A 26,257-nucleotide genomic window follows, 5' to 3' on the forward strand; every position below is an offset into this window, starting at 1 on the left:
CATGATCGAGAAATTCATGCGCGCCCCGTATCGCGAGGGCGCACGGGGGCCTATTGCCTTCGATTGCTGGGGGATGTGCCGGGCGATCCGTCACGACCTGTTTGGGCTGTCATGGCTCCCGTCCTTGGGGGCGGTAGGAAAGGGCAAGATCCGCGAAAACACCAAGGCCTACCGCAGCCTCCGCCAGACGATGGAGGAGTGCGCCCCAGAGCCTGGAGCCATTGCCGCGGTGCTTCGCGGAACTGCGCTTCTGCATGTCGGCACGGTCCTCCTGAGCGAAGGCCGGCTGAAGGTTCTGGACACAAACCCCGGTGGCGCCTGCCTCCGGACAACCGGCGAGTTCGAAGCCGCTCACCCAAAGGTGGTGTATTACCGTGACCGTCGAGTTCTATCCGAACAAGCTGTCTGACACGGCGCCGCTCGGCACCTGGAAGACCGACCGCCGCATGACGATCGAGGAGTGGCTGAAAGGCCAGGCTCCGTCCTACGAGCGCCGGGATAGCCCGCCAATCAGTGCCGTGCTGAACGACGAGGTGATCGAGCAGCACCTGTGGCACAAGGTGAAGTTCAAGCCCTCCGACCTACTGCAGATCTACCGCGAGCCGAAGGGTACCGACCCGTTCTCCATTACCTTCGCCCTGTTCAAAGGCGCAAAGGCGGTGCTGAAGTCGATCATGCCCAAGATGCCCGGCATGCCATCCAGCGCCGGAACCCAGCAGGGCGACCCCCTGATGGAAGCCAGCGCCAAGGGCAACAAGGTCAAGCTGGGCGACCCGGTGCGGCAGATCGCCGGCCACCAGCGGGTTTACCCGTCGTATCTGACGCAGCCACGCCGATATCACCTGGCTCCTCGTGACCAGCGCGTCGAAATGCTGCTATACATCGGCGAGGGCGAATACGAAGTCCCATCGACTAAGGTGAAGGTGGGGGAGACCCCTCTGATCTCCCTCGGCGCAGACGCTTCGTTCACGATCTACCCGCCAGGCGCTGACCTTTCGGCAGATCCGGCTCACATCAACTGGTTCAACGTGCCAGAGGTAGGGGCCAGCTCGAGCGGTTCGGCCGGTTTGGAACTGACGATGGCTACCGAGCTCACCCGTTCGGCCACGGCCTCTGCCTACCAGTTCGTTGGCGACACCATCAGCGTTCCGGCTGGCTCAGGCCAGTTCCCGGCCGATTGGTCGAACGGCATCATTATTCGGGTGCTGTCTCCCTACACCTACACGGTGATCGACGGCGGCGCAGGGCGCGACATTATCCGTGGCCCGCTGGAAATGCTGAATCCAACGGTTGGCATGCTCATCGAGGTTGCTGGCGCGAACGCCGGCCTGTACGTGGTGAACAGCTACACACCATACAGCCCTGCAGTGCCGGCCAACCCTGGTACCGCGTCCACGCTGACCGGATCGGCCGCGCCAACGCGGTATGACTTCAACGTCACGCCACTCACATTCAACTTGGTGCGTGGCGGATCTACCTACCCGATCACGCTCAACACGGCAACGACCGACCTCGCCGGACTGGTATCTGCGCTGAATACCCAGCTCAGTGGCAAGCCGTTCCAGGCGCAGCAAAGCAGCGGGCGTGTACGCTTCGTTGAGGTGACGCCATTTGCCGGGCAGGCCATCACGGCCACCGGTGCTTCAACCATCCTCGGATCATCCCCAGTAGGAGCGACAGGGACGGCAACGACCAGCGCAATACCTGAGCAGCCAGCTGAAATGACGCTGGATTACGACGGCGGCGCGCCTGTGGCGGGCCTTGCACTTGGCCAAGGCCTGGCGACTATCGGCCCGCGCGGTCTGCGGTACCGGATCACCGCGTTCAGCACCAGCCTCATCGAGGTAGAGCGGCTGACCTCGTCAGGTTCGACCGATGCAGGCTGGCCTGGCTTCAGCAACATGCAGACAGTCAACGGGCTTATCACGCTGGACGCCTCGAACCTGCAGGGCGGTTACCGCGGCCCGTTCGCCTGCTGCCCTGAAAACGAGAAGGTCACCGAGCTGGAGTGGACTGTCACCTACGCCAATGGCCTGGCGGGTATCGGTCGGGAAGGGCAGATTTACGAGATCCCGACCTACTATGTGTTCGAGTACCGCGATATGGACGTTGCAGGGGCTTGGACGGTCATAGAGCTTGAGAAAATTGGCGGCTCGCTAGACGCCCAAGGGTTCACCGAGCGGATTTTCCTTCCCTACGCCATGCGTGCAGAGGCTCGCGTGCGAAAGCTGTACAAAGATCGCCCTGGCAGAATCGACGATGAAGCCCGGGATGACGCAACTTGGACAGACCTACGTGGGCGCATGCTGAACTCTCCCATAAGCTATCCCGGCCTAACTGTTATGAGCTGCAACATCAGGGGGGGAGACAGGTTATCAGCCCAGTCTGAAAGCCAAGTCAATCTGGAGGCCACCTGCATTATCCCTCTGATGGACGCAAGCAAGGGGCCGACGCGGGATATCGCGCCATGGTGCATCCACCAGCTGAAGCAGCGAGGATATACCAATGACGATCTCGATCTGCCGGAGTGGCATGCATTTCATAATTTATGCGTGGCCAGGGGAGACACCTACGACGAGACGCTGGATTCGACGATAACCGTCAAGGACATGGTGAACAACGCTCTGGCCTGTGGCTTCGCGGAACTAGTGACCTTCCGGGGCCTGCTGCGCCCGGTTCGTGACAGCGCCCGCGCCGCGTTCGATGTGACTTACGGCCCGAAAACTCAGACCTACTCACCACAAAACATGACCAAGATGCTCAAGATCAGCGGCTCCATGCCGTCGGTCAACGACTTCGACGGCGTGGATGTGGAGTTCTTCTCGCGCACCACTTGGGCATGGGAGACGGTCGAGTGCCGTTGGCCCGGTGACCTGGGCAACAAGGTCGAGAAGGTCAAAATGCCTGGAATCAGCGACAGGACCAGGGCCTGGCGCATCGGCATGCGCCGGCGCGGCCACCAGAAGTTCCGAACCGATACATACACCTGGGAAACTGAGATGGATGGCAGCAACAGCGGCTACCTCAGCTTCGCAGCCGTCGCAGATGACGCCCCAAAGCGGTGCCAGAGTGCAATCTTGCTGGACTTCCAGGTTACCGGGTTGGGGACCATGTTGATCGCATCAGAGCCATTGGATTTCAGCGCAGGCGGCGAGCACCTGATTGGCGTGCGCAAGCTGGACGGCACGCTGTCTGGGCCGTGGACCGCCACGCAGGTGGATCAGTACACGGTCCGTGTAGACGCGCTCGACTTCATGCCCGTAGTCGATGGCCCACTGGAGCCGCCGCACATCCTGTTTGGGCCTGCATCCAGATGGGCATATCCGGTGTTGATCACTAGTTCTGACCCCGGTCAAAACGGGAACGTGTCCATGAAGGGCATGCCCTACGATGCCCGCGTTTACACCTACGACGACCAATTCCCGCCGGCTTGACCGGACCCTGTCGAGCAAGCCCGCCCAGTGCGGGCCTTTTTTTGCCCGGAGATCCCATGCGCTACAACACAAACAACCCGGCACCTAGCAATGACCCGCGGGACCTGAACGATAACACGCTCATACTCGACGAGCTCATGAACAGCCTGGAGGAAACTGCCAAAGATCGTTTCGAACGAGATCGATACACGGTTCAGGCATTTCACAACATTGTTATCGACGCCAAGGCCCAGATAGACCCAACTGTCGAGGCAGCCAAGGAGGCCGTCAACTCGACGGCGGATGCTGCCATCGAGGAGATGCAGGAAACCGCAGCCAGCCTGGGCGACGATTTCAACACTTTGCACAAGGACACTCTGGCCGAGCTTCAGGCTGTCATTCCGAAGTACGACGGCATTGTCGGTATTGTTGGCAGCGACCCTGACGCCACTAAGAACGGGTGGTATCAGTGGGATGCCGGAACCCACAGTTGGGTGCGGCTAGCGGATCAGCCGGCCATGAGTACCACTGTCGAGGCGCTCCGGAAGCAGGTCAGCGTCAAAAAGCGCCCACGAGGCAAGGTAAGTGGCGACGAACCTCTCATTTTTGGTGCGGCAGGAGCTCAAATGCTGTTTGGTGTGCACAAGAAGGTGCCGCGTGGCCCGTCCAAAACAAAAGGCACCGTTCCGGTCCTCGGCAAAACCCCAATCCCGACACTGCGTTCCTTGCTGCGTCCGCGTAGTCGAGCTTATCCAGAGCCGGTGGTGCTGGTATCTGGCGAATCCGTAATGCTGAAGACTGGAGGGGCGGATACCGCAGTAACACCAGAAGTCACCTACGACGCCAAGCTCATCACCGAGCAGAGCCTGCCTCTGGCGGCCAACCGGTTCGCGCTGATCACAGATGGGCAGGTTTGGGCTTATGACCCTCTCGGCGCCTCGCAACTTACCCAGGCCGGCACCTGGATCGCTGCTCAGGCAGTTGCATTCGGCATGGTCAGGGCCATCAAGTCATCGGGAAGCACCTTCCAGCCGCATACCATCATGCGTGACGGGCGCTTGTTCCGCGACGAAAAGGTGCTCCTGCACAAGCTTTCGACCGGGCAGAGCCTCGCCCTGGGATCCCGCGGCATCGTGCCGGACCCTAATGGCGAGTTTGTCATCCAGGGAATCCGGGGCAATCTGGTTTCGCCAAAGGCGCCGGCCGGATACGCGGATAAGTTGTGGACCCTGGCCGGTGGCCCGAGACCGGCTGCATGGGAAGGCACCACGGCTTTCGAGGCTGTTCGCGAATATGTAGCAGGAGTGCTGGGCGAAACCCCAGCAACGTCGTACATGCTGGCCATGCGCAAATGGCATGAGCGGACAAGCTCGGTGTCGCCGCAAATGCTCTACAGCGTATCGGCACTGGGTGGCACCGCCTACGCCGGCATCAAGAAGGGAACCGCCACTTATACCAACGCCATCTCCCAGGTAACCACCGCCAAGTCGATTGCCGAGAGCATGGGCCTCGACTATGTAGTGCCAAGCATCTCGATCGTTCATGGCGAGAGCCAGAGCAGCACCACGCAGGCTCAGTACGTGGCGATGCAGGCTGAGTGGATTGCCGACTACCAGGCCGATATCACCGCAATAACTGGGCAAGTGGTTCCGCCGATCGCGTTCATCTCGCAGATGCTGACCGGCGACCCTGGGACCATTCCGCAGATCCCTTTGGCCCAGCTGCAGGCTCACAACGAGAACCCGAGCATTGTTATGGTCGGACCGAAGTATGCCTATCCCTACTTCGACACCTACCACATGCTTGCCGCTGGTTACGTGAAGATGGGAGAACTGGAGGCCCGCGCCGAGCGACTGACACAAGTCAGCGGGAAGTGGCAGCCGCTCAAGGTCATGTCGGCAGCAGTGTCGGGGTCCAAAATCACCCTGCAGCTGAACAACCTGCCGAGCGGAAATTCAGGCACTCCTGGTCCGATCGGGAAGTTGGCCCTCGACACGACCATCGTCAGCGACCCGGGCAACCTTGGTTTCCAGATTTCCGCAGGCACTATCTCAACCGTATCCCTGGGCGAGGACGGGGTTTCCATCGTAATCACCGCGACCGCAGCAATCGCTACGGGAACGGTTCTGACCTACGCCTTGCAGCCCACCTTGAGCTCGCCGCAAAACGGAAACGGGCGCCGCGGCTGCGTCCGCGATACCGATCTTCGCGACTTCTCGCGCTATGACATGACGCCTCTCTACAACTGGCTTTGCGCCTTCTCGATTGCCCTGGAGATTTGAAAATATGCCTCGTTCTATTCTGACCTTCCCAGGCTCCGCCTCGGTTCCTGGTCTGCCTAAACTCGATGTGTCGGAGGCGGAAATCAACGTCGCCAACATTGCAGGGCTCAAACACTGGCCAGGCCTTTTTGATTGGGACGTGGCATCTGGCTCCATCCTCGATCGCGTAACTGATGGCGTCATTCCGAGCTACGGCGTGTCGCAGCCAGGCGCTAACTTCGTCACGATGGTTAACGGCAAGAAGGGCTACAAGATCAGTGCCCTGGCGAACACTCTGGTGATGCCAGGGTTCGATACCTCCGGATCGTTCACGGTCGGCTGCGTGTGCGGCCTGGACCTCACCTTTGGCAGTTTCACCGAAACCGAGCTGAACACTTCTGTTCCGGCGCCGTGGGGGGTCTACTCTGACGTCAGTCCAACCGGCCTGGCTTCCTTTGTCTTCGGAACAATTGCCATCGCTTCGTCGGTTGCTGCCACCTGGCCCATCAAGCTGAGCGCTGACAAGCTGACCGCTGTGGTGATCGTGTTCGACCGCGGAGCAGGGAAGCTAAGCATCCGCTACAACGGCATTGAAATGTATTCGAGCACAGTCGCCGCCATAAAGACCGTCAGTTTGCACAAGGAACTGATGATGGGCGGCATGCGTACCGCTGGTACTGGCCGGGCCATCGCCACACGGGCGATGTCTACCAATGCCTTCGCAGCATTCGAGACCGCCCTAAAGGGCGAGGACCTCGTCGCGTTCGAGTCGATGCTGCTTGAGGCTGCCGCCGCGGCCTGATGACCACGATGGAGGGATTGCTGGCAACCATCAACTCCTTTCGCGGATGGAATCAACCAGCTTGTTGAGAAGTCCTTCTTGGTGCTGCCGGCTATAACAGCCAGGTTGGTTCGGCGGGGTGTCATCACACGCGATATTTAGTGGGCCGGAAGCGCTCCCATAAGTGCTATTCGAGAAGTGAGAGCAACCTGCAAGGAGGCATATCGCCATCCCGAGCGCAAAAAATCCATTTTTCATAGCCAGTCTCGTGGATTCATGAATGCAGATTGGACGTTTGGGTAACTGAAAAGACACATCCATGCCCGCCCAGCGCGGGCTTTTTTTCGCCTGGAGAAAACCCATGACTACCATTCCGCGCGGCGTCCGTAACCGGAACCCCGGCAACATTGATTTCAACCCCCGCAACAACTGGCAGGGCCAGATAGGCAAGGAGCCTGGCGGCCGATTCGCCATCTTCGACACCCCCGAAAACGGTATTCGCGCCTTGGGAAAACTGCTCATCAATTACCGAGGCAAGGACGGCATGCCCGGCGTTGGCGGGAAGGGCATCGACACCGTGCTCGAGACCATCAGCCGTTGGGCGCCCAGCAACGAGAACGACACCCAAGCCTACGCCGGGGCCGTGGCCAAGCGCCTGGGTGTACGCACCACCGACCCAATCAACATCAAGGACCCAGCCACGCTTCGCGGGATGGTGGTCAGCATCATCATTCACGAGAACGGCAGCAACCTGTACGGCCAGTCGATTATCGATGAGGGCGTTCGTAGGGCGCTGGCGTGACCTGGGTTGGCGCAGTGCCGGCCTGGTGCTGGTGGCTGATCGCCCTGGTGATGGTCACCGGCGGCCAGCAGTACCGGGTGGTGGTGGCGCAGGGCGAAACCGGCGCTGCCCGCATCGAGTTGGCCGACTACCGCCTGCAGGTGGCCGAGCGTGACCGGCGCGCAGCCGCTCAGGCAAGAACCGAAGAACAGCGCCGCCAAACCGTGGCGGACGAGGAGGGTGAGAGTGCACGCAAGAAACTGGAACTGGCCCAAGGCCGCGCCGCTGATGCTGAGTCTGCTGCTGACGGGCTGCGCGGGGAAATCGCCCGACTGCGCGCCGGCCACCGAGCCACCTGCGATACCATCGCTACCCAGCAGCGCCAGGCAGGAACCTCTGCCGTCGTGGTGCTCGGGGGATTGCTTGAAGAGTATGACCGAATGGCGGGAGACCTCGCGACAGCGCTTGAGCGAAGCCGAATAGCCGGCCTGGCGTGCGAGGCTTTGGTTGACCGGATGAAGACACCGTAGCGCCTGGATATGTTCGCTAGAACGAAATACAGGTTGAAGGGGGGCTACCCATCACCCAAAAAAACGAAGCCCTGGATGCTGGTGTCCAGGGCTTCTAGCTACCTTGGTCCCTATGAATGGCAAGCTAGCGTAGCCGGATAATACCAGCGCTCGATCTCGGAGTCATTAGTGGTTCCAGTTCTATCCACCCTCAACGCGTCCTATACTCTATCCTTCAATTGCTCAGGGCACGGTATTGGACAAGCGCTCGTTTATAGGAATGGTCAAGGCCGGCGAGCCGCTTATTCAGCAAGCCATCGACGCCATGCGGGAGTACCATCAAGCCCAGGACAATGGCGCGCCGCCTGAACAGGCCGAGCGCCTACGCCTATTGGCGGATTCGCTATACCAAGCGGTTCTCGATTATCAGTTGATCCAAGCAGGACGCGCACCGGCTACCATTCAGTGATGACGTCCTTAGGATGGAACCCCGATGAAGTGTAAGCCGCCGATCCTTTTTCCTGACCATCCCATGTACACCGACGCCGTGGACGCCATGAAGCGTTATCACGAGGCCCAGGCTTCGGGTGAGTCGGCGGAGGAGGTGGAGCGCCTGCGCCTGATCGCTGAGTCACAGTTCCAGGCGGTCACCGACTACCAACTCAAAGCGTTAGGCGGCCTTGCTGGCCCGGTTCACTAATTGGGCCACATGCGCGTCGACCTCCTGCCTGAGCAACCAAGCATAGTCCGCCGAGCGGTACTGGCGCGCTTGCGTTTCCTGATGCTGAAATACTGTATCCATATACAGTATTTGGTGCAGCATGTACTTCCTCCTCGTTCGCCGCCGCGTGAATGGCGTGGCCATCCCTTCCGATCAGCTCAGGAAGATCCAGCCCCTGCGGGCTGACATCCACATCGGCGATCACCACAGCGAGCCACTCGGCCGGGTTTCGACCCAGGCGTGGGTGTTCAACCCGTCCCCCGGTCCCGACATCATCCCCCGGCTGCACGACGCCAAGCTCAATGGCATGGCCCAGCTCGGCCTCAACATCAACGGGGTTGAAGAAATCGACGGTGCCCTTTACGCCCAGTCGTGGTGGTGCCGGGCGGTGGGCGACTATGGCAACTGAGCTGCCGGGCGCCTGGCTGGCCGAGCTGAACGACCAGGTTGCCCTGGTGGCTGATCCTGATGGGCGCGCGGCAGTGCTCGATGAGATGGCCTATGCCGCACGCCGGCGGCGAGAGGTCGATGATGGCGACCTGGTCGACATGCTGGAGATCGTCGAGTCGGCCAGGCTGTGGGCGCTGGAAGGCGCCGATCTGTGAGTAGCTATATAAAGGAAGGGGAATCGGTCGGCAGAACGCCGGGGGCTGGAATAGTTGAGTTGTCATAAAGCTGGCATTATCGACCCATTCAGGCCCCAATAGGACCTAAAGGATGTCTTTCCGAAACGATGCAGCCCCCGTGGTTAAAGGGCTGCAACTTAGTCACGCAAGCTTTTGCAACTGGATCCGCTACAAGCACCTGGTGCTGATTGACACCTTGGCGCGCACCCGCAACATGCACGCCACCGCCACGCGCATGAACCTGAGCCAGCCGGCACTGAGCAAGATGTTGCGTGACCTTGAGGAGCAGTTCGGCTTCGCCCTGTTCGAGCGCCTGCCGCGGAGCATGCCACCCACCGAGCTGGGCGAATATGTGGTGCGTTATGCCCAAGGCGCGCTGGCCGAGTCGCAACAGTTCGTCGACCAGGTAAACCGCCTGCGCAATGGCGGGCACGGCTTTATCCGCGTTGGCGGGATCTTTGCCGCCACCGCGCTGGTGTTGCCGCAGGCCATCGCCGCGATCAAGGCGCGCAGCCCGTTGCTGTCGATCGAAGTGGTGGAGCATTCCAGCGATCACTTGTTGACCATGCTGGAGCAGAACAAGCTCGACATCATGATTGGCCGCTTCACCGAAGAACGCTTCAGCCAGCTGTTCGACTTTCAGCCCCTTGAGCCGGAACCGTTCAGCCTGGTGGTCAACAGCGAGCACCCGCTCAACCAGCTGGAAAGCACGCCGCTGACAGCGCTGGGCGACTGGCCGTGGGTGCTGTACCCGGTGGGCACGCCGATCCGCAACCGCCTGGAGCAGGCCTTCCGGATTGCCGGCATTGCCACGCCTGCCGACAGCGTTGAAACCATCTCCATGCCGATGTTCCTGCAATTGCTGCAGGCGGCGCCGATGATCGCCATGTTGCCGCGCTCGATGGTTGCCGCGCAGTTGGCCAGCGGCCAACTGAAAGAATTGCGCAGCCCCTTGCACCTGGCGGCGCTGGAGTACGGCGTAGTTACCCGCAAGGACGAGCCGCTGAGCGCTTCGGCCCGTGCGTTTGTCGAGATTTTGCTGGAGGGCGCGCGGCGCCGTCAGCAGGAACAGAGATAAAGCCCATGGGGCCGCTCCCACAGCGATCGCGCCAGCTTGTGGAATTTGAGCAAGACAGTTGCTCCCGCAGGGACAGCGCATGGCTTGATGTCAATGCAGTCGGTGTGGGAGCTGGCTTGCCTGCGAAGGGCTGCGCAGCGGCCCCAATGGCCCTCAAAGTGATTGATAAACGCGCTCTGATACCTACTTTTGATAACCCAAGGTTATCGCACGATCGGATCATCTCATTGGGAATGTTGCCCAAGGCTTCTTACAGTGGTCGCAGCCATAACAAGAAGCCAGCCGCACCGCCCTGAGAGGTCCCATGCAACTGATTGCCAAATCCGGTGACCTTGCCGTCATCCGCCTCAACCCGCTGGACAACGTGCTCATCGCCCGCCAGGCCCTGCCGCAAGGCATGCGCCTGGACGCCGAGGCGATTACCGTGCGTCAGCCGATCCCCTCGGGCCACAAGCTCGCTACCGAGCGTGTAGAGCAGGGCCAGCCCCTGCGCCGTTACGGGCAGATCATCGGTTTTGCCTCTCAGGCCATCGACGCCGGCGAACACGTGCATGTGCACAACGTGCAGATGGGCGATTTCGCCCGTGACTACGCCTTCGGTGTCGACACCCGCAGCCAGCCCGGCCGCGAGGCACAGTTCCAGGGCATCGTGCGCACCGATGGCCGGGTCGCCACCCGCAACTACATCGGCATCCTCACCTCGGTGAACTGCTCGGCGACCGTGGCCCGGGCCGTGGCCGACCATTTTCGCCGCGACATCCACCCTGAAGTGCTGGCTGATTACCCGAACATCGACGGCGTGGTGGCGCTGACCCACGGCGCCGGCTGTGCGGTGGACCCCAGCGGTGAAGCCCTGGGCCTGTTGCGCCGCACCCTGGCCGGGTACGCCGTACACCCCAATTTCGCTGCCGTGCTGATCATCGGCCTGGGCTGCGAAACCAACCAGATCGAAAGCCTGCTGGAAACCCAGGGCCTGCAGGCCAGCGCCCAGCTGCGCGCCTTCACCATCCAGGGTATCGGCGGCACCAGCAAAACCATCGCCGCCGGTATCGAGCAGGTCAAGGCGCTGCTGGCCGAGGCCAACCAGGTGCAGCGACAGCCGGTCAGTGCACGGCACCTGGTGGTCGGCCTGCAATGTGGCGGTTCCGATGGCTATTCCGGCATTACCGCCAACCCGGCGTTGGGCAATGCCGTCGACCGTCTGGTGGCCGCCGGCGGCACCGCAATCCTCTCCGAGACCCCGGAAATCTACGGTGCCGAGCACCTGCTCACCCGCCGTGCGGTCAGCCGCGAGGTTGGTGAAAAGCTGGTGGCCCGCATCCGCTGGTGGGAAGACTACTGCCAGCGCATGAACGCCGAGCTGAACAACAACCCCTCGGCCGGCAACAAGGCCGGGGGCCTGACCACCATCCTCGAGAAGTCCCTCGGTGCGGTGGCCAAGGCTGGCTCCAGCAACCTGGTCGATGTGTACCAGTACGCGGAAGCGGTGCACGCCCAGGGCCTGGTATTCATGGATACCCCCGGTTACGACCCGGTTTCGGCCACCGGTCAGGTCGCTGGCGGTGCCAACCTGATTGCCTTCACCACCGGCCGTGGCTCGGCCTACGGCTGCGCCCCGGCGCCGTCGATCAAGCTGGCCACCAACAACCGGGTGTTCGAGCACCAGGAAGAAGACATGGACGTCAATTGCGGCGGCATCGCCGACGGCTCCACCAGCATCGAGGAGCGCGGCGCGTTCATCTTCGAACAGATGCTGCGCATCGCTTCCGGTGAGCGCAGCAAGAGTGAGCTGCACGGCTACGGGCAGAACGAATTCGTGCCCTGGCAGATCGGTGCCGTGACCTGATCGCCAGCCCTGTCCCATTTCCGAGGCAACCGCAATGACTCAAGCCACACATTACAACGTGCAAACGCTCACCACCTTCGTCGAGCGGCTGTTCGAAAAGGCCGGTGCCGACGCCGAAGTCGCCCAGGTAGTGACCCGGGTACTCCTCGAAGGCGAATTGCTGGGCCATCGCACCCATGGCCTGAACCTGGTCAGCCGCTACATCGACGGCATGCTCGGCGGCCAGGTCAAGGCCCGCGCTCAGGTACTGGAGCAGGTGTCGGACAGTGGCATTTCCAGCCTGTTCGATGGCCACTACGTGTTGGGGCCGTACTGCGTCAGCCGTGCTCTGGACTGCGCGGCAAAGGGCGCCACTTTGCAGGGTATCGGTATCGCCGTTGTGCGCCGTGCCGCGCATATCGGCTGCCTGGCAGCCTACCTCAAGCCTTACACCGACCAGGGCCTGGTAGCCATGCTGTATTCCTCGGACCCGTCGGTAGGGCTGGTCTGCGCCCATGGTGGCGTCGACCCGGTGTACACCCCCAACCCGATTGCCGCGGGCATCCCGACCCAGGGCGAGCCGATTCTGCTGGACGTGAGCATGTCCACCGTCACCCTCGGCCTGGTCGGCCAGTGCCGCGACGCCGGCAGCCGCCTGCCGCACCCGGTGCTGGTGAGCAATGACGGGCAACTGAGCGACGACCCGCGCGACTTCTTCACCAGCCCGCAAGGCAGCATCCTGCCCTTGGGTGGCCAGGCTTTCGGCCACAAAGGTTTCGCCCTGGCGCTGCTGGTAGAAGCCCTGACCTCGGGGCTGGCCGGCCATGGCCGCAAGGACGCACCAGACCAGTGGGGTGCCTCGGCCACCGCCGTGGTCATCGACCCGCGTTTCTTCGGCGGCCTGCAAGCGTTCACCGACGAAACCAGCTTCCTCGGCCGGCTGGTCCTGGCCAGCCGGCCACTCGACCCCGAGCGCCCGGTGCGCCTGCCTGGGCAGGCTGGCCTTGCCTTGCGCCGCCAGGCCCTGGAGCAGGGCGCAAGCCTTTCGTCACAGCTGGTGGCCGACCTTGACCGCCTGGCCGGGCAGCTGCAACTGCCGGCACTTTCCCAATGAATGACAGTAAGGGTACACACATGACTGATCGAGCGAACGGCAAGCGACCGCTGCCACTGAATCACGATGCCAGCGCGTTCGACAGCGGCAGTTGGGTAGGGCGGGTCTGGCTGCCGGAGCAGGGCCCTGCGGTGGTACTGGTGAAGGCCGGTGCCGTGCACGACATCAGCGCCCATGTAGCCACCGTCTCGGCCCTGCTGGAGTTGGCCGACCCGGTGGCCTACCTGCGCGGCCTGCCGCTGGCCGAGCCACTGATCGGGCTGCCAGCCTTGCTGGGCAACAGTGACCCGGCCCGACGCGACCCGCGCCAGCCATGGCTGCTGGCACCCATCGACCTGCAGGCGGTGAAGGCCGCTGGGGTGACCTTCGCCACCAGCCTGCTGGAGCGCGTGGTCGAAGAGCAGGCCAAGGGCGACCCGGCCAAGGCCGATGCCATCCGTGACACCCTGGCCAGCCGCATCGGCGCCGACCTGTCGCAGATCGTGCCGGGCTCGGCCCAGGCCGAAGCGCTGCGCAAGGTGCTGGTGGAGCAGGGCCTGTGGTCGCAGTACCTGGAAGTGGGTATTGGCCCGGATGCCGAGGTGTTCACCAAGGCCCAGCCGCTGTCGGCGGTCGGCCACGGCGCCGACATCGGTATCCACCCCAAGTCGAGCTGGAACAACCCCGAGCCGGAAGTAGTGCTCGCGGTGTCGAGTGATGGTCGCATCAAGGGTGCGATGCTCGGCAACGACGTCAACCTGCGCGACTTCGAAGGCCGTAGCGCCTTGCTGCTGTCCAAAGCCAAGGACAACAATGCCTCCACCGCGCTTGGCCCGCTGCTGCGCCTGTTCGACGAAAGCTTCGGCCTGGATGACGTACGCGCCGCCGAGGTGGACTTGCAGGTGGTGGGCGAAGACGGTTTCATCCTCGCCGGCCGCAGCTCCATGCGCCAGATCAGCCGCGACCCGCAGGACCTTGTGCAGCAAACCCTCAACGAGAACCATCAGTACCCCGACGGCCTGGTGCTGTTCCTCGGTACCTTGTTCGCCCCCAAGCAGGACCGCGACCAACCGGGCAGCGGCTTCACCCACAAGCCGGGCGATGTGGTGAGCATCAGCAACCCGCGACTGGGTACCCTGTGCAACCGCGTGACCACCAGCGACCTGGCACCGCAGTGGCACTTTGGCCTGCGTGCGCTGATCGACAGCCTCGGCCGACGCGGGCTGCTGGAAGTTGCAACCACCGCGCGCCAGCCTTGAGCGGCGCGCTGCGTCAGGGAGGGCGCAGCTTGAACGAAGGACCGCCAAGGCGCTGACAGCGCGGCAACAATAATAATAAAGGTCATCACATGAACCCTATGAAGAAGTACCAACGCATCACCGTCGTGTTCCTGCTGTTGATCGGCATCGTCAACTACCTGGACCGTAGTGCACTGTCGATCGCCAACACCTCGATCCAGAAAGACATGATGATCAGCCCGTCGCAGATGGGCATCCTGTTGTCGGCGTTCTCCATTGCCTATGCCTTTGCCCAGCTGCCGATGGGCATGATCATCGACCGTCTGGGCAGCAAGATCGCCCTCGGCGCTTCGCTGCTGGGCTGGTCGTTGGCCCAGGCAGCGTTCGGCATGGTCAACAGCTTCGCCGGCTTCATGGGCCTGCGGGTGCTGCTGGGGATTGGCGAGGCGCCTATGTTCCCGTCGGCGGCCAAGGCCCTGTCGGAGTGGTTCGATGCCAATGAACGCGGTACCCCGACCGGCGTGGTCTGGTCCTCGACCTGCCTCGGCCCGTGCCTGGCGCCACCCTTGCTGACGCTGTTCATGGTCAACTTCGGCTGGCGCGGCATGTTCATCATCACCGGTGTGATCGGCGTGGTGCTGGCGCTGTGCTGGCTGACCTTCTACAAAAGCAAGGCACGTTACCTGGCGGAGCTTGCTGCCGAGGGCAAGCCGTTGCCGAGTGGGCAGCAGGTGCCTGCAGCCACTGCACATGCGCCGAAGGCCTCGTACTTCGCCGGCTGGCTCGACCTGTTCAAGCACCGCAGTACCTGGGGCGCGGTGCTCGGCTTCATGGGCGTGATCTACATGCTCTGGCTGCACCTGACCTGGCTGCCTGGCTACTTCGAGCGTGAGCACGGCCTGGACCTGTACAAGACTGCCTGGGTAGTGTCGCTGGCCTATGGCTTTGGCGCAGCGGGCACGATCGTTGCCGGGCGCTTCTGCGACTTGCTGGTCAAGCGCGGCATGAGCGTGCTGGCCAGCCGCAAGTTCAGTGTCATCACCGGCCTGGTGCTGGCGGCGCTGTTCACTTTGCCGCTGTCGTTCGTCACCGGCCTGACCGGTTGCATCATCCTGCTGTGCCTGGCGCTGTTCAGCATCAACATGGCCAGTGCCACCGCCTGGATGATCGTCAACACCATCGTCGACAGCCAGCGCGTGGCCTCGTTTGGCTCGATCCAGAACTTCGGCGGCTACATTGCCGGCTCGGTGGCGCCGATCGTCACCGGCTTCAGCATCCAGTATTCGGGCTCGTTCACCACGGCGTTCATGATCAGTGCGGTAGTGGCGCTGTGTTCGGCGGTGGCCTACTTCCTGCTGCTGCAGGCGCCGATTGGCAGTGCCAAGGTCAAGGCGGCGGAGATAATCGGGGCGACGGAACAGGTGTGAATTCCGGGGGGGCGCTTTGCGCCCCAATCGCGACGCAAGGCAGCCCCCAAGCCGATAGCCAATTGTTGAGCGACCCACGGCACTTGCCAGGCATACTGGTCTGTATGTATAACCAGTATCCATTCCAGCCGCCTGACCCCAGCCCGTGATCGCCCATTCCGTCGACGACCCGTTCTACTACCTGCACAACTTCCGCCAGGTGCTGCTGTGGGTCGAACAGCGCTACGAAGACCTGCTCGACGACCAGGAACTCGCTTTCATCCACACCTTCAGCCAACTGGACGCCCCGGCGCAGGCCCTGATGGTGCGCATGGTCATGCGCAAGGGCGAGCTGTTTCGCAGCGATCGGCTCGACTATGCCGAAATCGGCGATACCGGGCAGGCCCTGCAACCGTTGCTGGCCCTCGGCTGGGTACGGGAGCCCGCGCAACTGGAATTGGAGCAACTGTTCGCCCTGTTGCGCAAGGACGAATTTGCCCGTTGTTTTGCCCCACAGCTGAGCCGCCCTCGCGCCGCCAAGCATGACCTGCTTGCACAGCTGCAACCTCTGGGCCTGCAAGCCCGTTCACTGGCCGAGTGGTTCCCGGACAGCGGCATGCGCATCCTCCATTGGTGCCTGCAACCCTTGTGCGACCGCATGCGCCTGCTGTTCTTCGGCAACCTGTACCAGGACTGGTCGGACTTCGTCCTCGCCGACCTTGGCTTGTTGCGCTACGAACAGGTGCCGTTCAGCCCCGATTCGCGTGCCCTTCAACAACGTGCCGAAGTCGACCTGGCCATGGCCTTGCACCGTTGCGCCGAGCGCCTTGAGCAAGGCGACGACCCGCTGTCGATCCTGGCAGCCATGCAGGGCCTGCACAGCGACAACCCATGGCTGGCCCGGCGCCATGCGCGCCTGCAATTCGCCTTGGGCCAGCAATGCGAGCGTCTGGGCGACTGGGCGCAGGCCATGGCTGTGTACACGCAGTGCAGCCACGCCCAGGCGCGCATCCGCCAGGTGCGGGTGCTGGAGCGCAGCGAGCAGTGGCACCAAGCCCATGCGCTGGCGCTGCAACTGGCCGCGGCACCGGCCAACGCCCTGGAAGTGCAGGCGCTGGAACGCATGTTGCCACGCCTGGCACGCAAGCTCGGTGGCCCGCCACAGCGGCGCCAGCGTGTCGCGCCGCTGGAACTGATCGAGCTGGAGCTGCCCCGGGAACAGGCAGCGCTGGGCGTGGAGGAGGCGGTACGCCAGTACCTGGCCGAAGCCGGTGGGCCGGTGCATTACGTGGAGAACACGCTGTTCAACAGCCTGTTCGGCCTGCTGTGCTGGGAGGCGATCTTCGCCCCGGTGCCTGGCGCCTTCTTCAACCCATTCCAGGCCGCCCCGCAGGACCTGCACGACGGTGATTTCCAGCAACGCCGCAGTACTCTGTTCGACCGTTGCCTGGGGCGACTCGACGATGGCAGCCATCACAGCGCGATTCTCGACTGCTACACCGCCAAGCAAGGCCTGCAGTCGCCGTTCGTGTTCTGGTCCGTGCTCAGCGAAGAGTTGCTTGAGCAAGCCCTGGCCTGCCTGCCGGCGGCCCATTTGAAACAGTGCTTCCTGCGCCTGCTGCAGGACATCCGAAACAACCGCGCCGGCATGCCCGACCTGATCCAGTTCTGGCCCGAACAGGGCCGCTACCGCATGGTCGAGGTCAAGGGGCCCGGCGACCGCCTGCAGGACAACCAGCTGCGCTGGCTGGAGTTCTGCCGGGCGCACGGTTTGCCTGTCGCGGTGTGCCATGTACGCTGGAGCGAAACGCCTTGAGCTATAGCGTGGCGGTACGGGCCTTGTGCGAGTTCAGCGCCAAGGTAGGCGACCTGGACCTGCGCTTCACCCCATCACCCACCGCTCAGGAGGGGATCGAAGGGCATCGGCGCGTGGTGGCGCGACGCGCCGCGGGCTACGAGTCGGAAATTACCCTCGAAGGCCAGTTCGAAACCCTGAAAGTGCGTGGCCGCGCCGACGGTTACGACCCCACCTGCAACCGCCTGGAAGAGATCAAGACCCACCGTGGCGACCTGTCGCGCCAGCCGGCCAACCATCGCCAGTTGCACTGGGCGCAGGCCAAGGTCTATGGCTGGTTGATGTGCCAGGCTCGGCAACTGCCGGACATCGAGGTGGCGCTGGTGTACCTGGACGTGGACAGCGATGGCCAGACGCTGATCAGTGAACACTGCACGGCAGCCGAACTGCAGGCCTTCTTCGAAACCCAGTGCCAACGCTTTCTGGCTTGGGCACAAGAGCAGGAGCAGCGCCTGGCCGAGCGTAACCAGGGCCTGCAAGCGCTGGGCTTCCCCTATCCGGCGTTCCGCCAGGGCCAGCGACAACTGGCGGAAACCCTGTACAAGGCCGTGAGTACCGGCCGTTGCCTGATGGCCCAGGCCAGTACCGGAATTGGCAAGACCCTCGGTACCTTGTTCCCCCTGCTCAAGGCCATGGTGCCGCAGCAACTGGACAAGCTGTTCTTTCTCACCGCCAAGACCCCGGGCCGGGCCCTGGCCCTGGATGCCATGCGCCAGATCACCCATGCCACGCCGCAGCCGGCCTTGCGCACGCTGGAGCTGATCGCCCGCGACAAAGCCTGCGAGCACCCCGACAAGGCCTGCCATGGCGAATCCTGCCCCTTGGCCGCAGGCTTCTACGACCGCCTGCCGGCCGCGCGCGCTGCGGCGGCAGCGTTGCCCATGCTTGACCGCGCCCAGCTGCGCGAAGTGGCATTGGCGCACCAGGTATGCCCGTATTACCTGGGCCAGGAGATGGCGCGCTGGGTAGACGTGCTGGTGGCTGATTACAACTACTACTTCGATGCCCATGCCTTGTTGTTCGGCCTGACCCAGGCCAACCAGTGGCGGGTCGCGGTGCTGGTGGATGAGGCGCACAACCTGGTCGAGCGCGGCCGCGGCATGTACAGCGCCAGCCTCGACCAGGGGCAGTTGCAGGCCCTGCGCCAGAGCAAACCGCCTGGGCTGGTTAGTGCGCTGGACCGGCTGAACCGGCAGTGGAACGCCCTCTACAAGGAGCAGCGCGCGCCGTACCAGGCCAGCGAGTCGCTGCCAGATGCTTTGCTGCGTGCCCTGCAGCAATGCATCGGGCTGATCCAGGAAAAGATGAACCAGGCACCCGCGCAAATGGACCCGCAGGTGCTGCAGTTCTTCTACCAGGCGTTGCAGTTCAGCCGGGTCGCCGAGCTGTTCGACGAGCACTTCCTGTTCGACATCAGTCAGCGCCAAGGGCCACGCAAGCGGCGGCTGGCGACCCTGTGCCTGCGCAATGTCACCCCGGCGCGTCTGTTGGGCCCACGCATGCGGGCGGCGCGCAGCGTGACGCTGTTCTCCGCCACCCTGAGCCCACGGCATTTCTACAGCGACCTGCTGGGCATGCCGGTCGATACCGCCTGGCTGGAAGTGGCCGCGCCGTTTCGCGCCGAACAGCTGGAGGTGCGCATTGCCAGCCACGTATCCACCCGCTACCAGCAACGCCAGGCTTCGCTGGCGCCGATCGTCGAGCTGATTGCCCGGCAGTACGAGCGGATGCCGGGTAATTACCTGGCGTTCTTCAGCAGTTTCGAGTACCTGCAACAGGTGGCCGGGCTGCTGGCCGAGCGGCATCCACAGATACCCATGTGGGCCCAGGAACCGGGCATGGACGAAGCGGCCCGCCAGGGCTTTCTCGATCGCTTTGTGGCGGATGGCCGTGGGGTGGGCTTTGCGGTGCTGGGTGGTGCATTCGGGGAGGGGGTGGACTTGCCGGGCACACGGCTGATCGGCGCGTTTGTCGCCACCCTCGGGCTACCCCAGGTCAACCCGGTCAACGAGCAGTTCAAGCAGCGCCTGGGGCGGCAGTTTGGTGCGGGGTTCGATTACGCCTATCTCTACCCGGGCGTGCGCAAGGTTATCCAGGCGGCAGGCCGGGTCATCCGGGGCGACCAGGACCGTGGAGTTCTGGTCTTGATCGACGAGCGCTTCGCCGAACCCCGAGTGCAGCAGATGTTCCCGGGGTGGTGGCCGGCGCCGGGAGGTTAACGCGGCCCCGGCGATGGGCCGCAAAGCGGCCCCAATCTAGGCATCAAGGCTAGCCCGGCATACCGTCAGCCCGTGGCCGCAGCAGGATGGGCAGGTAGTGGCGCAGGAACAGCAGCAGCGCCAGGCTCCAGCACACCACCGAAAGGCTCACCCCCAGCGGCGTGAACAGCGGCAGCACCACCCGCGCCAGCGTCGCCAGTTGGATCAAGGCAAAGGCCCAGGCAATGCTGGTCGGCACCTGCAGCGGCCTGCCGGTGTGGCCCAGGCTGACCCGTGCCATCATCGCCAGGATCAAGCCGCTCATGGCGCCCACGGTCAGGGCGTGGGTCACCAGGCTCGGGCCCAGCGCCACCCCGGCATGCCACAGCGCCATGCCCAGGCAGGCAATGGCAATCCAGGCATAGGCCAGATGCAGCGACCACAGCAGGGGCACACGCCACAGGCCGCGGTCATGCCACAAGGCCAGGCGGGCTGTATGCAGGGCAAACAAGGTGCCGAACAGCACGGCCAGGCCGATACGCGGCGTATCGGCCAAACCCGAAGCAAAGGCCAGCGGTACCGCCACGCTCAGCAGCAGGCAGGCCCGGTCCAGCCAGGGGCGGGCAGGGGCCGGTGCCATGTTGCCCAGGCCGCGCCGGGTAAAGAACGGGATCACCCGCCCGCCAAGCACGGTCATCATCGCGGCCACCAGCCACAACCCGGCAAACACCCCGCGGCGCTGCCACAATTCGTCCTGGCGCAGCCAGCCGACCAGGGTCAGCCACTGGCAGGCGGCGATCAACAGCACCAGGCCGACGATCGGGTAGTTGTTACGCAAGCGCCGCTGCACGATCGGCCGTGCCAGCGCCAGCCCCACCAGCGGCAGGAAGCTGCCCTCGATCACTACCAGCACGCTGCCCGGTAGTGGCAGGAACCAGCTCACCCGGCCCAGCAGCCAAAGCAGGAACAAGCCCTGTAGCGCGCGCCCGTTCAAGCCTGGGATGCCGCTCCAGTTCTGCACGGCGGTCAGCAGGAAACCCGCGATGATGGCGGCAGCAAAGCCATAGAGCATTTCGTGGCGGTGCCAGGCGAGCATGCCGCCGGGGGGCGTGGGCTCCAGCGCACCGGCCAGTACGCCGCCCCACAACAGCAAGGCGAGCAGCGCAAACAAACTGCCACCCAGGAAGAATGGGCGGAAACCCAGGCCCCAGACGGCCTGGCGTGGGCGTGAATCGATCGGCTGCACAAGCATGGGCTGACCTTCGTTCGTTCAGTGGGCTCAATTGGGGTAAGATCACGATCCGTGCCAGCTCCGAACCCCTTGTATATCAAGGTGATGGCACTTCTCCGGGTCCGAATGACATGTGTATTCCGCTGTTATTTGGACCTGTTTGTATGTCGTATTGACTTGCTTCAGGGTCTGGCCGGTTCGCCGCTGGCCAACGCTTCGCTACAGGATTCACGTTTTGTCCGACCTCTCGAAAAATCCGCTGCTGCAGTACATGGCCCGCCTGGCCCCATCCAGCCAGCAAACCATGCGCTACATCCTTCAGGACGCCGCCGATCGGCTGGGTTTTGTCGACTGCAATATCGTCGATGTGCCCTGGCATCGGCTCGAGCCCGGCCATGTGATCGCCCTGGTGGCGGCGCTGCGTGCGGATGGTTACGCCCCCAACAGCTCGTCGCTGTACGTCAACGCCATTCGCGGTGTGATGAACGAAGCCTGGCGCCAGGGCCTGATCGATCACGAGCAGTTGCTGCGCATTCGCGAAGTCAAGCCGGCCACCGGCAGCCGCCTGCCGCCGGGGCGCAACCTGCGCCGCAGCCTGATTCGCGAGCTGATGGATGTGTGCGCGGCCGACTCACGGCCGCAGGGTGTGCGTGACGCGGCCATCATCGCCTTGCTGTACGGCACCGGCATGCGCAAGTCGGAATCGGTGGACATCGACCTGGACCAGGTCGACTTCGAGGCGCGCAGCCTGCAGGTGCTGGGCAAGGGCAACCGCCAGCTGATCAAGTACGCCCCGCCATGGGCGTTCGAGAAGTTGCAGGCGTGGCTGGACCTGCGCCGCCAGGACTTGCCCGCAGGGGCCGAAGACGACCCGTTCCTGTTCAACCGCATCCGCCGTGGCAGCCATATCACCCGGGCGCGCATCACCAAGCATGCCATTTACTACATCGCCCGCCAGCGTGGTGCGCAGGTGGGCGTGAAGATCATGCCGCACGACTTCCGTCGCGCGTTCATCACCCGGGTGATCGAAGAGCACGACCTGTCCATTGCCCAGAAGCTGGCGCATCACGCCAATATCCAGACCACCGCCATCTATGACCGGCGTGACGACAACGAACGCCGGCGTGCGGTGGACCGCTTCGATTACTGAGGCCTTGTCGCTGTATAAAGGGCTTGCTCTAACCCTGTGGGAGCGGGTTCACCCGCGAACACGGGCGAAGCCCGTGCCATGCACTGGGTTGGATTCTTCGCGGGTAAACCCGCTCCCACAGAGGCCGTGTCGCAGCATCGGGTAATTTTTGCCTTGAGATCCCAGCACCGAAACAGGGCCGAAGCACGCCCCTGCCTTGTGCGCCATCTCCCTCTATGCCCGATGCCAGAGCGGCCATGGCAAATCCTTCATCTTCGTCCACCTGCGGAGTTGGCCCGCAACCTGCTATATCCAGCCTGCGAATTTGATCGAGTGGTCAGGGCGCGCACGCCATAGCCGTGCGTGCCTGCCACTCTAAACGGCCAGCAGGCCACGGATTTCAGGGGCCGCAGGATGTCGCTCGCGGAGCAGATCGAACAACAACACGACGATGCCGGCTGGAGCGCTCACCTGCAGTTGCGTTTCGTCAAACGCGACAAGGTGACCCGCCTTGGTGCGTGGCGGCATTTCGGACCTCTTTTGGTGCAGCGGCCATTCTATCCCGAAGGTGCACCGTGCCATGTCTACGTGCTGCACCCGCCCGGAGGGATCGTCGCTGGCGACCGCCTGGAGCTGGATATCCAGCTGGAGCCGGGCAGCCACGCGCTGCTGACCATGCCCGGCGCCAGCAAGTTCTACCGCAGCATCGGCCCGACCGCGCGGCTGGTCCAGCGTTTTCACCTGGGCGCCGACAGCACCCTGGAGTGGCTGCCGCAGGACAGCATCTTCTTCTCCGGCGCCCGCGCCAGCCTCGACAGCCGTTTCACCCTCGAAACGGGGGCGCGCCTGCTGGCCTGGGAAACCCTGTGCCTGGGGCGCCCGGTGATGAGCGAACGGTTCGATCACGGAGCCCTCGACAGCCGCTTGCACATCGAACTGCCCGACGAAGTGGGCCTGCACGAGCGCCTGCGCGTCGAAGGCGGGCGCCTGAGCAAGCTTGGCGGGCATCCGCTGCTGGCCACCTTCTGCGCCGCACCCGCCGACCAGGCCGTGCTGGATCTGGTGCGCCCGCTGCTCGACGAGATGGCCAACCCGGCCGGCGCGACCCTGCTCGGGTCGTTGCTGGTGATCCGCGTGCTCGACCATGACAACCAACACCTGCAACGCACCCTGCAACGCCTGTGGCATGTGCTGCGCCCGGCCGTCCTCGGCCTGCCGGCCTGCCCGCCGCGTATCTGGGCCACCTGAGAGAGCGCCATGGAGCTGACCCCGAGAGAGAAAGACAAACTGCTGCTGTTCACCGCCGCGCTGCTGGCGGAGCGGCGCCTGGCCCGTGGCCTGAAACTCAACTACCCGGAAGCGGTGGCGTTGATCAGTGCCGCCGTGCTCGAAGGCGCCCGTGATGGCCGCACCGTCGCCGAGTTGATGAGCCTGGGGCGTGAAGTATTGAGCCGCGAGCAGGTAATGCCTGGCATCGCCGAAATGCTCCACGACGTGCAGGTCGAAGCGACCTTCCCGGATGGCACCAAGCTGGTGACCGTGCATGACCCCATCGTTTGAAATTGCCCAGGAGCCCCGCATGATCCCAGGTGAAATCCAGGTCGCCGCCGGCGACATCGAGCTGAACAGCGGCCGCGCGACAGTAAGCGTCAGCGTGGCCAACCATGGCGACCGGCCGGTGCAGGTCGGCTCGCACTACCACTTTTACGAAGTCAACGAGGCGCTGGTGTTCGAGCGCGCGCCTACGCTGGGCTTTCGTCTGGACATCCCCGCGGGTACCGCCGTGCGCTTCGAGCCTGGTCAGGCGCGTACCGTGCAACTGGTGGCATACGCCGGCAAGCGCGAGGTCTACGGCTTCCAGGGCAAGGTGATGGGCGCGCTGGAGGGCAGGGCATGAGCCGCATTTCCCGCCAGGCCTATGCCGACATGTTCGGCCCCACCGTGGGCGACCGCGTGCGCCTGGCCGACACCGCGCTGTGGGTCGAGGTGGAGCACGACTTCACCATCTATGGCGAAGAGGTAAAGTTCGGTGGCGGCAAGGTCATCCGCGATGGCATGGGGCAGGGCCAGATGCTGGCTGCCGAAGCCATGGACCTGGTACTGACCAATGCCCTGATCATCGACCACTGGGGCATTGTCAAGGCCGATATCGGCATCAAGCACGGGCGTATCGCGGTGATCGGCAAGGCTGGCAACCCCGATGTGCAGCCGGGCGTGAACGTGCCAGTGGGCCCCGGCACCGAGGTGATCGCGGCCGAGGGCAAGATCGTCACCGCCGGTGGTGTCGACTCGCACATCCACTTCATCTGCCCGCAGCAGGTGGACGAGGCGCTAAACAGCGGTGTCACCACCTTCATCGGCGGCGGTACCGGGCCAGCCACCGGCACCAACGCCACCACCTGCACGCCCGGCCCCTGGTACCTGGCGCGCATGCTCCAGGCCGCCGACAGCCTGCCGATCAACATCGGCTTGCTGGGCAAGGGCAACGCCTCGCGGCCGGAAGCGCTGCGCGAGCAGATCGCAGCGGGCGCCGTGGGCCTCAAGCTGCACGAAGACTGGGGTTCGACACCAGCAGCCATCGACTGCTGCCTGGGCGTGGCCGAGGAAATGGACATCCAGGTGGCGATCCACACCGACACCCTCAACGAGTCCGGCTGCATCGAAGACACCCTGTCGGCGATCGGCGACCGCACCATCCACACCTTCCACACCGAGGGTGCTGGTGGCGGTCACGCCCCGGACATCATCCGCGCGGCAGGCCAGGCCAACGTGTTGCCGTCCTCGACCAACCCGACCCTGCCGTACACGGTCAACACCGTGGACGAGCACCTGGACATGCTCATGGTTTGCCACCACCTGGACCCGAGCATCGCCGAAGACGTGGCCTTTGCCGAGTCGCGCATCCGCCGCGAAACCATCGCCGCCGAGGACATTCTCCACGACATGGGCGCCTTTGCCATGACTTCGTCCGACTCCCAGGCCATGGGCCGGGTTGGCGAGGTGGTGCTGCGCACCTGGCAGGTGGCCCACCAGATGAAGCTGCGCCGCGGGCCACTGGCGCCGGACACCAGCTACAGCGACAACTTCCGGGTCAAGCGCTACATCGCCAAGTACACCATCAACCCGGCACTGACCCACGGCATCGGCCACGAAGTGGGCTCGGTGGAAGTCGGCAAACTGGCCGACCTGGTGCTGTGGGCACCGGCGTTCTTTGCGGTCAAGCCGGCCCTGGTGATCAAGGGCGGGATGATCGTCACCGCGCCCATGGGGGACATCAACGGTTCCATCCCCACGCCGCAACCGGTGCATTACCGCCCGATGTTCGGCGCCCTGGGCGCGGCGCGGCATGCCACGCGCATGACCTTCCTGCCCCAGGCGGCGATGGACCGTGGCCTGGCCGAGGAGTTGAACCTGCGCAGCCTGATCGGCGTGGCCCACGGCTGCCGCCGGGTGCGCAAGCCCGACATGGTCCACAACACTTTGCAGCCGCTGATCGAGGTCGATGCGCAGACCTACCAGGTGCGTGCCGACGGTGAACTGCTGGTCTGCGAACCGGCCCGCGAACTGCCGCTGGCCCAGCGTTACTTCCTGTTCTGAAGGAGCACCGATGATTGTCTTGACCCGCCGTATCACCGAGCCCGGCACGCTGGGCGAAACCGGCACCGTTACCCTGGACGTGGACAGCCGCATCAAGAGCCGCCTGCGGGTGACCCTGGATGATGGTCGCGAGGCCGGGCTGATGCTCGAACGCGGCCACCTGCTGCGCGGAGGCGAACTGCTGGCCGATGCCGAGGGCACCCAGCTGATCCGTGTGCTGGCGGCGCCCGAAGCGGTGTCCACGGTGCGTTGCGCCGACCCGCACCTGCTGGCCCGCGCGGCCTATCACCTGGGCAACCGCCATGTGCCGCTGCAGATCGAACCCGGCCTGTTGCGCTTCCAGCACGACCACGTGCTGGACGACATGTTGCGTGGCCTGGGCCTGACGGTAGAGGCCGAACAGGCACCGTTCGAGCCTGAAGCGGGCGCCTATCAGAGCGCACCGCACAGCCACAGCCATAGCCACACCCACGGCCACGATCACCCGTTCGTGCGCCTGCCTGCCCATTCCTGAA

The 26,257-nt window shown here is 63.8% G+C and carries 24 protein-coding genes; 23 read left to right on the forward strand and 1 reads right to left on the reverse strand.

Annotated features, from left to right (window positions below; translation table 11 throughout):
* Position 1 precedes the first annotated feature (1 nt).
* From NY023_RS13085 to NY023_RS13165, 17 genes are all read left to right on the forward strand, one after another.
* Positions 2–409, forward strand: coding sequence for a hypothetical protein (locus tag NY023_RS13085; RefSeq protein WP_044047023.1), 408 nt, complete (start codon positions 2–4; stop codon positions 407–409).
* Entirely contained in the window at positions 375–3,434 is a 3,060-nt protein-coding gene (locus NY023_RS13090; protein ID WP_013972429.1) for a host specificity factor TipJ family phage tail protein, read from the forward strand. The genes NY023_RS13085 and NY023_RS13090 overlap by 35 nt, the downstream gene beginning before the upstream one ends.
* Before the next feature lie 56 nt (positions 3,435–3,490).
* Positions 3,491–5,695 carry a hypothetical protein gene (locus NY023_RS13095; RefSeq protein WP_013972430.1) on the forward strand — a complete coding sequence of 735 codons (2,205 nt, stop codon included), beginning with the start codon at positions 3,491–3,493 and terminating at the stop codon, positions 5,693–5,695.
* Between the two features lie 4 nt (positions 5,696–5,699).
* Positions 5,700–6,476 (forward strand): hypothetical protein, encoded by a 777-nt coding sequence (locus NY023_RS13100; protein WP_148265642.1) that lies wholly within the window; start codon positions 5,700–5,702, stop codon positions 6,474–6,476.
* Positions 6,477–6,816: 340 nt separating this feature from the next.
* A complete protein-coding gene (locus NY023_RS13105; protein WP_044047024.1) occupies positions 6,817–7,257 on the forward strand; it encodes a structural protein P5 in 441 nt (146 codons plus the stop codon).
* A complete protein-coding gene (locus tag NY023_RS13110) occupies positions 7,254–7,766 on the forward strand; it encodes a DUF2514 family protein (protein WP_013972433.1) in 513 nt (170 codons plus the stop codon). Before NY023_RS13105 ends, NY023_RS13110 begins: the two co-directional genes overlap by 4 nt.
* Before the next feature lie 235 nt (positions 7,767–8,001).
* On the forward strand, positions 8,002–8,214 hold the full coding sequence (locus NY023_RS13115; RefSeq protein WP_080563780.1) for a hypothetical protein: 213 nt from the start codon (positions 8,002–8,004) through the stop codon (positions 8,212–8,214).
* A gap of 24 nt (positions 8,215–8,238) precedes the next feature.
* A complete protein-coding gene (locus NY023_RS13120; RefSeq protein WP_044047025.1) occupies positions 8,239–8,445 on the forward strand; it encodes a hypothetical protein in 207 nt (68 codons plus the stop codon).
* A gap of 121 nt (positions 8,446–8,566) precedes the next feature.
* Entirely contained in the window at positions 8,567–8,875 is a 309-nt protein-coding gene (locus tag NY023_RS13125) for a hypothetical protein (RefSeq protein WP_044047026.1), read from the forward strand.
* Complete coding sequence (locus NY023_RS13130) at positions 8,865–9,071, forward strand: hypothetical protein (RefSeq protein WP_013972437.1); 207 nt, start codon at positions 8,865–8,867, stop codon at positions 9,069–9,071. Before NY023_RS13125 ends, NY023_RS13130 begins: the two co-directional genes overlap by 11 nt.
* Before the next feature lie 112 nt (positions 9,072–9,183).
* Positions 9,184–10,170, forward strand: a complete 987-nt coding sequence (locus NY023_RS13135) for a LysR family transcriptional regulator (RefSeq protein ID WP_049798447.1) — start codon at positions 9,184–9,186, stop codon at positions 10,168–10,170.
* A 304-nt stretch (positions 10,171–10,474) separates the two neighbouring features.
* Positions 10,475–12,016, forward strand: coding sequence for a UxaA family hydrolase (locus tag NY023_RS13140; protein WP_013972439.1), 1,542 nt, complete (start codon positions 10,475–10,477; stop codon positions 12,014–12,016).
* A gap of 34 nt (positions 12,017–12,050) precedes the next feature.
* On the forward strand, positions 12,051–13,109 hold the full coding sequence (locus NY023_RS13145) for an Ldh family oxidoreductase (protein ID WP_013972440.1): 1,059 nt from the start codon (positions 12,051–12,053) through the stop codon (positions 13,107–13,109).
* A 20-nt stretch (positions 13,110–13,129) separates the two neighbouring features.
* Positions 13,130–14,347: a fumarylacetoacetate hydrolase family protein gene (locus NY023_RS13150; RefSeq protein ID WP_013972441.1), complete on the forward strand. Its 1,218-nt coding sequence runs from the start codon at positions 13,130–13,132 to the stop codon at positions 14,345–14,347.
* Between the two features lie 98 nt (positions 14,348–14,445).
* Entirely contained in the window at positions 14,446–15,753 is a 1,308-nt protein-coding gene (locus NY023_RS13155; RefSeq protein WP_013972442.1) for an MFS transporter, read from the forward strand.
* A 145-nt stretch (positions 15,754–15,898) separates the two neighbouring features.
* Entirely contained in the window at positions 15,899–17,548 is a 1,650-nt protein-coding gene (locus tag NY023_RS13160) for a VRR-NUC domain-containing protein (protein WP_013972443.1), read from the forward strand.
* Positions 17,545–19,806, forward strand: coding sequence for an ATP-dependent DNA helicase (locus NY023_RS13165; protein ID WP_013972444.1), 2,262 nt, complete (start codon positions 17,545–17,547; stop codon positions 19,804–19,806). Before NY023_RS13160 ends, NY023_RS13165 begins: the two co-directional genes overlap by 4 nt.
* A gap of 49 nt (positions 19,807–19,855) precedes the next feature.
* Here NY023_RS13165 and NY023_RS13170 read toward each other — a convergent pair whose 3' ends face one another.
* Positions 19,856–21,037: an NnrS family protein gene (locus tag NY023_RS13170; protein WP_038409578.1), complete on the reverse strand. Its 1,182-nt coding sequence runs from the start codon at positions 21,035–21,037 to the stop codon at positions 19,856–19,858.
* A gap of 214 nt (positions 21,038–21,251) precedes the next feature.
* On the opposite strand from NY023_RS13170, the gene xerC reads away from it, so the two are divergent.
* From xerC to ureE, 6 genes are all read left to right on the forward strand, one after another.
* On the forward strand, positions 21,252–22,166 hold the full coding sequence (gene xerC / locus NY023_RS13175) for a tyrosine recombinase XerC (RefSeq protein ID WP_013972446.1): 915 nt from the start codon (positions 21,252–21,254) through the stop codon (positions 22,164–22,166).
* A 393-nt stretch (positions 22,167–22,559) separates the two neighbouring features.
* Positions 22,560–23,393: an urease accessory protein UreD gene (locus NY023_RS13180; protein ID WP_013972447.1), complete on the forward strand. Its 834-nt coding sequence runs from the start codon at positions 22,560–22,562 to the stop codon at positions 23,391–23,393.
* Positions 23,394–23,402: 9 nt separating this feature from the next.
* Positions 23,403–23,705, forward strand: a complete 303-nt coding sequence (locus NY023_RS13185; RefSeq protein WP_003256923.1) for an urease subunit gamma — start codon at positions 23,403–23,405, stop codon at positions 23,703–23,705.
* Positions 23,706–23,724: 19 nt separating this feature from the next.
* A complete protein-coding gene (locus NY023_RS13190; protein ID WP_015270155.1) occupies positions 23,725–24,042 on the forward strand; it encodes an urease subunit beta in 318 nt (105 codons plus the stop codon).
* Complete coding sequence (gene ureC / locus NY023_RS13195; RefSeq protein ID WP_013972449.1) at positions 24,039–25,742, forward strand: urease subunit alpha; 1,704 nt, start codon at positions 24,039–24,041, stop codon at positions 25,740–25,742. Before NY023_RS13190 ends, ureC begins: the two co-directional genes overlap by 4 nt.
* A gap of 10 nt (positions 25,743–25,752) precedes the next feature.
* The gene (gene ureE, locus NY023_RS13200) at positions 25,753–26,256 is read left to right on the forward strand and encodes an urease accessory protein UreE (protein ID WP_013972450.1); all 504 of its coding nucleotides are present in this window, start codon (positions 25,753–25,755) and stop codon (positions 26,254–26,256) included.
* The last annotated feature ends 1 nt before the right edge of the window (position 26,257 follow it).

Origin of the sequence: Pseudomonas sp. NBB (genome assembly GCF_032701105.1) — a bacterium.
GTDB classification, from domain to species: domain Bacteria; phylum Pseudomonadota; class Gammaproteobacteria; order Pseudomonadales; family Pseudomonadaceae; genus Aquipseudomonas; species Aquipseudomonas asiatica.

Coding starts and splice junctions, on each gene's coding strand:
- NY023_RS13180 (WP_013972447.1), top strand. CDS start 22,560: ATGTCGCTCGCGGAGCAGATCGAACAACAACACGACGATGCCGGCTGG.
- NY023_RS13095 (WP_013972430.1), top strand. CDS start 3,491: ATGCGCTACAACACAAACAACCCGGCACCTAGCAATGACCCGCGGGAC.
- NY023_RS13105 (WP_044047024.1), top strand. CDS start 6,817: ATGACTACCATTCCGCGCGGCGTCCGTAACCGGAACCCCGGCAACATT.
- NY023_RS13100 (WP_148265642.1), top strand. CDS start 5,700: ATGCCTCGTTCTATTCTGACCTTCCCAGGCTCCGCCTCGGTTCCTGGT.
- NY023_RS13140 (WP_013972439.1), top strand. CDS start 10,475: ATGCAACTGATTGCCAAATCCGGTGACCTTGCCGTCATCCGCCTCAAC.
- NY023_RS13120 (WP_044047025.1), top strand. CDS start 8,239: ATGAAGTGTAAGCCGCCGATCCTTTTTCCTGACCATCCCATGTACACC.
- NY023_RS13150 (WP_013972441.1), top strand. CDS start 13,130: ATGACTGATCGAGCGAACGGCAAGCGACCGCTGCCACTGAATCACGAT.
- NY023_RS13155 (WP_013972442.1), top strand. CDS start 14,446: ATGAAGAAGTACCAACGCATCACCGTCGTGTTCCTGCTGTTGATCGGC.
- NY023_RS13130 (WP_013972437.1), top strand. CDS start 8,865: ATGGCAACTGAGCTGCCGGGCGCCTGGCTGGCCGAGCTGAACGACCAG.
- NY023_RS13170 (WP_038409578.1), bottom strand. CDS start 21,037: ATGCTTGTGCAGCCGATCGATTCACGCCCACGCCAGGCCGTCTGGGGC.
- NY023_RS13145 (WP_013972440.1), top strand. CDS start 12,051: ATGACTCAAGCCACACATTACAACGTGCAAACGCTCACCACCTTCGTC.
- NY023_RS13125 (WP_044047026.1), top strand. CDS start 8,567: ATGTACTTCCTCCTCGTTCGCCGCCGCGTGAATGGCGTGGCCATCCCT.
- ureE (WP_013972450.1), top strand. CDS start 25,753: ATGATTGTCTTGACCCGCCGTATCACCGAGCCCGGCACGCTGGGCGAA.
- ureC (WP_013972449.1), top strand. CDS start 24,039: ATGAGCCGCATTTCCCGCCAGGCCTATGCCGACATGTTCGGCCCCACC.
- NY023_RS13135 (WP_049798447.1), top strand. CDS start 9,184: ATGTCTTTCCGAAACGATGCAGCCCCCGTGGTTAAAGGGCTGCAACTT.
- NY023_RS13085 (WP_044047023.1), top strand. CDS start 2: ATGATCGAGAAATTCATGCGCGCCCCGTATCGCGAGGGCGCACGGGGG.
- NY023_RS13190 (WP_015270155.1), top strand. CDS start 23,725: ATGATCCCAGGTGAAATCCAGGTCGCCGCCGGCGACATCGAGCTGAAC.
- NY023_RS13185 (WP_003256923.1), top strand. CDS start 23,403: ATGGAGCTGACCCCGAGAGAGAAAGACAAACTGCTGCTGTTCACCGCC.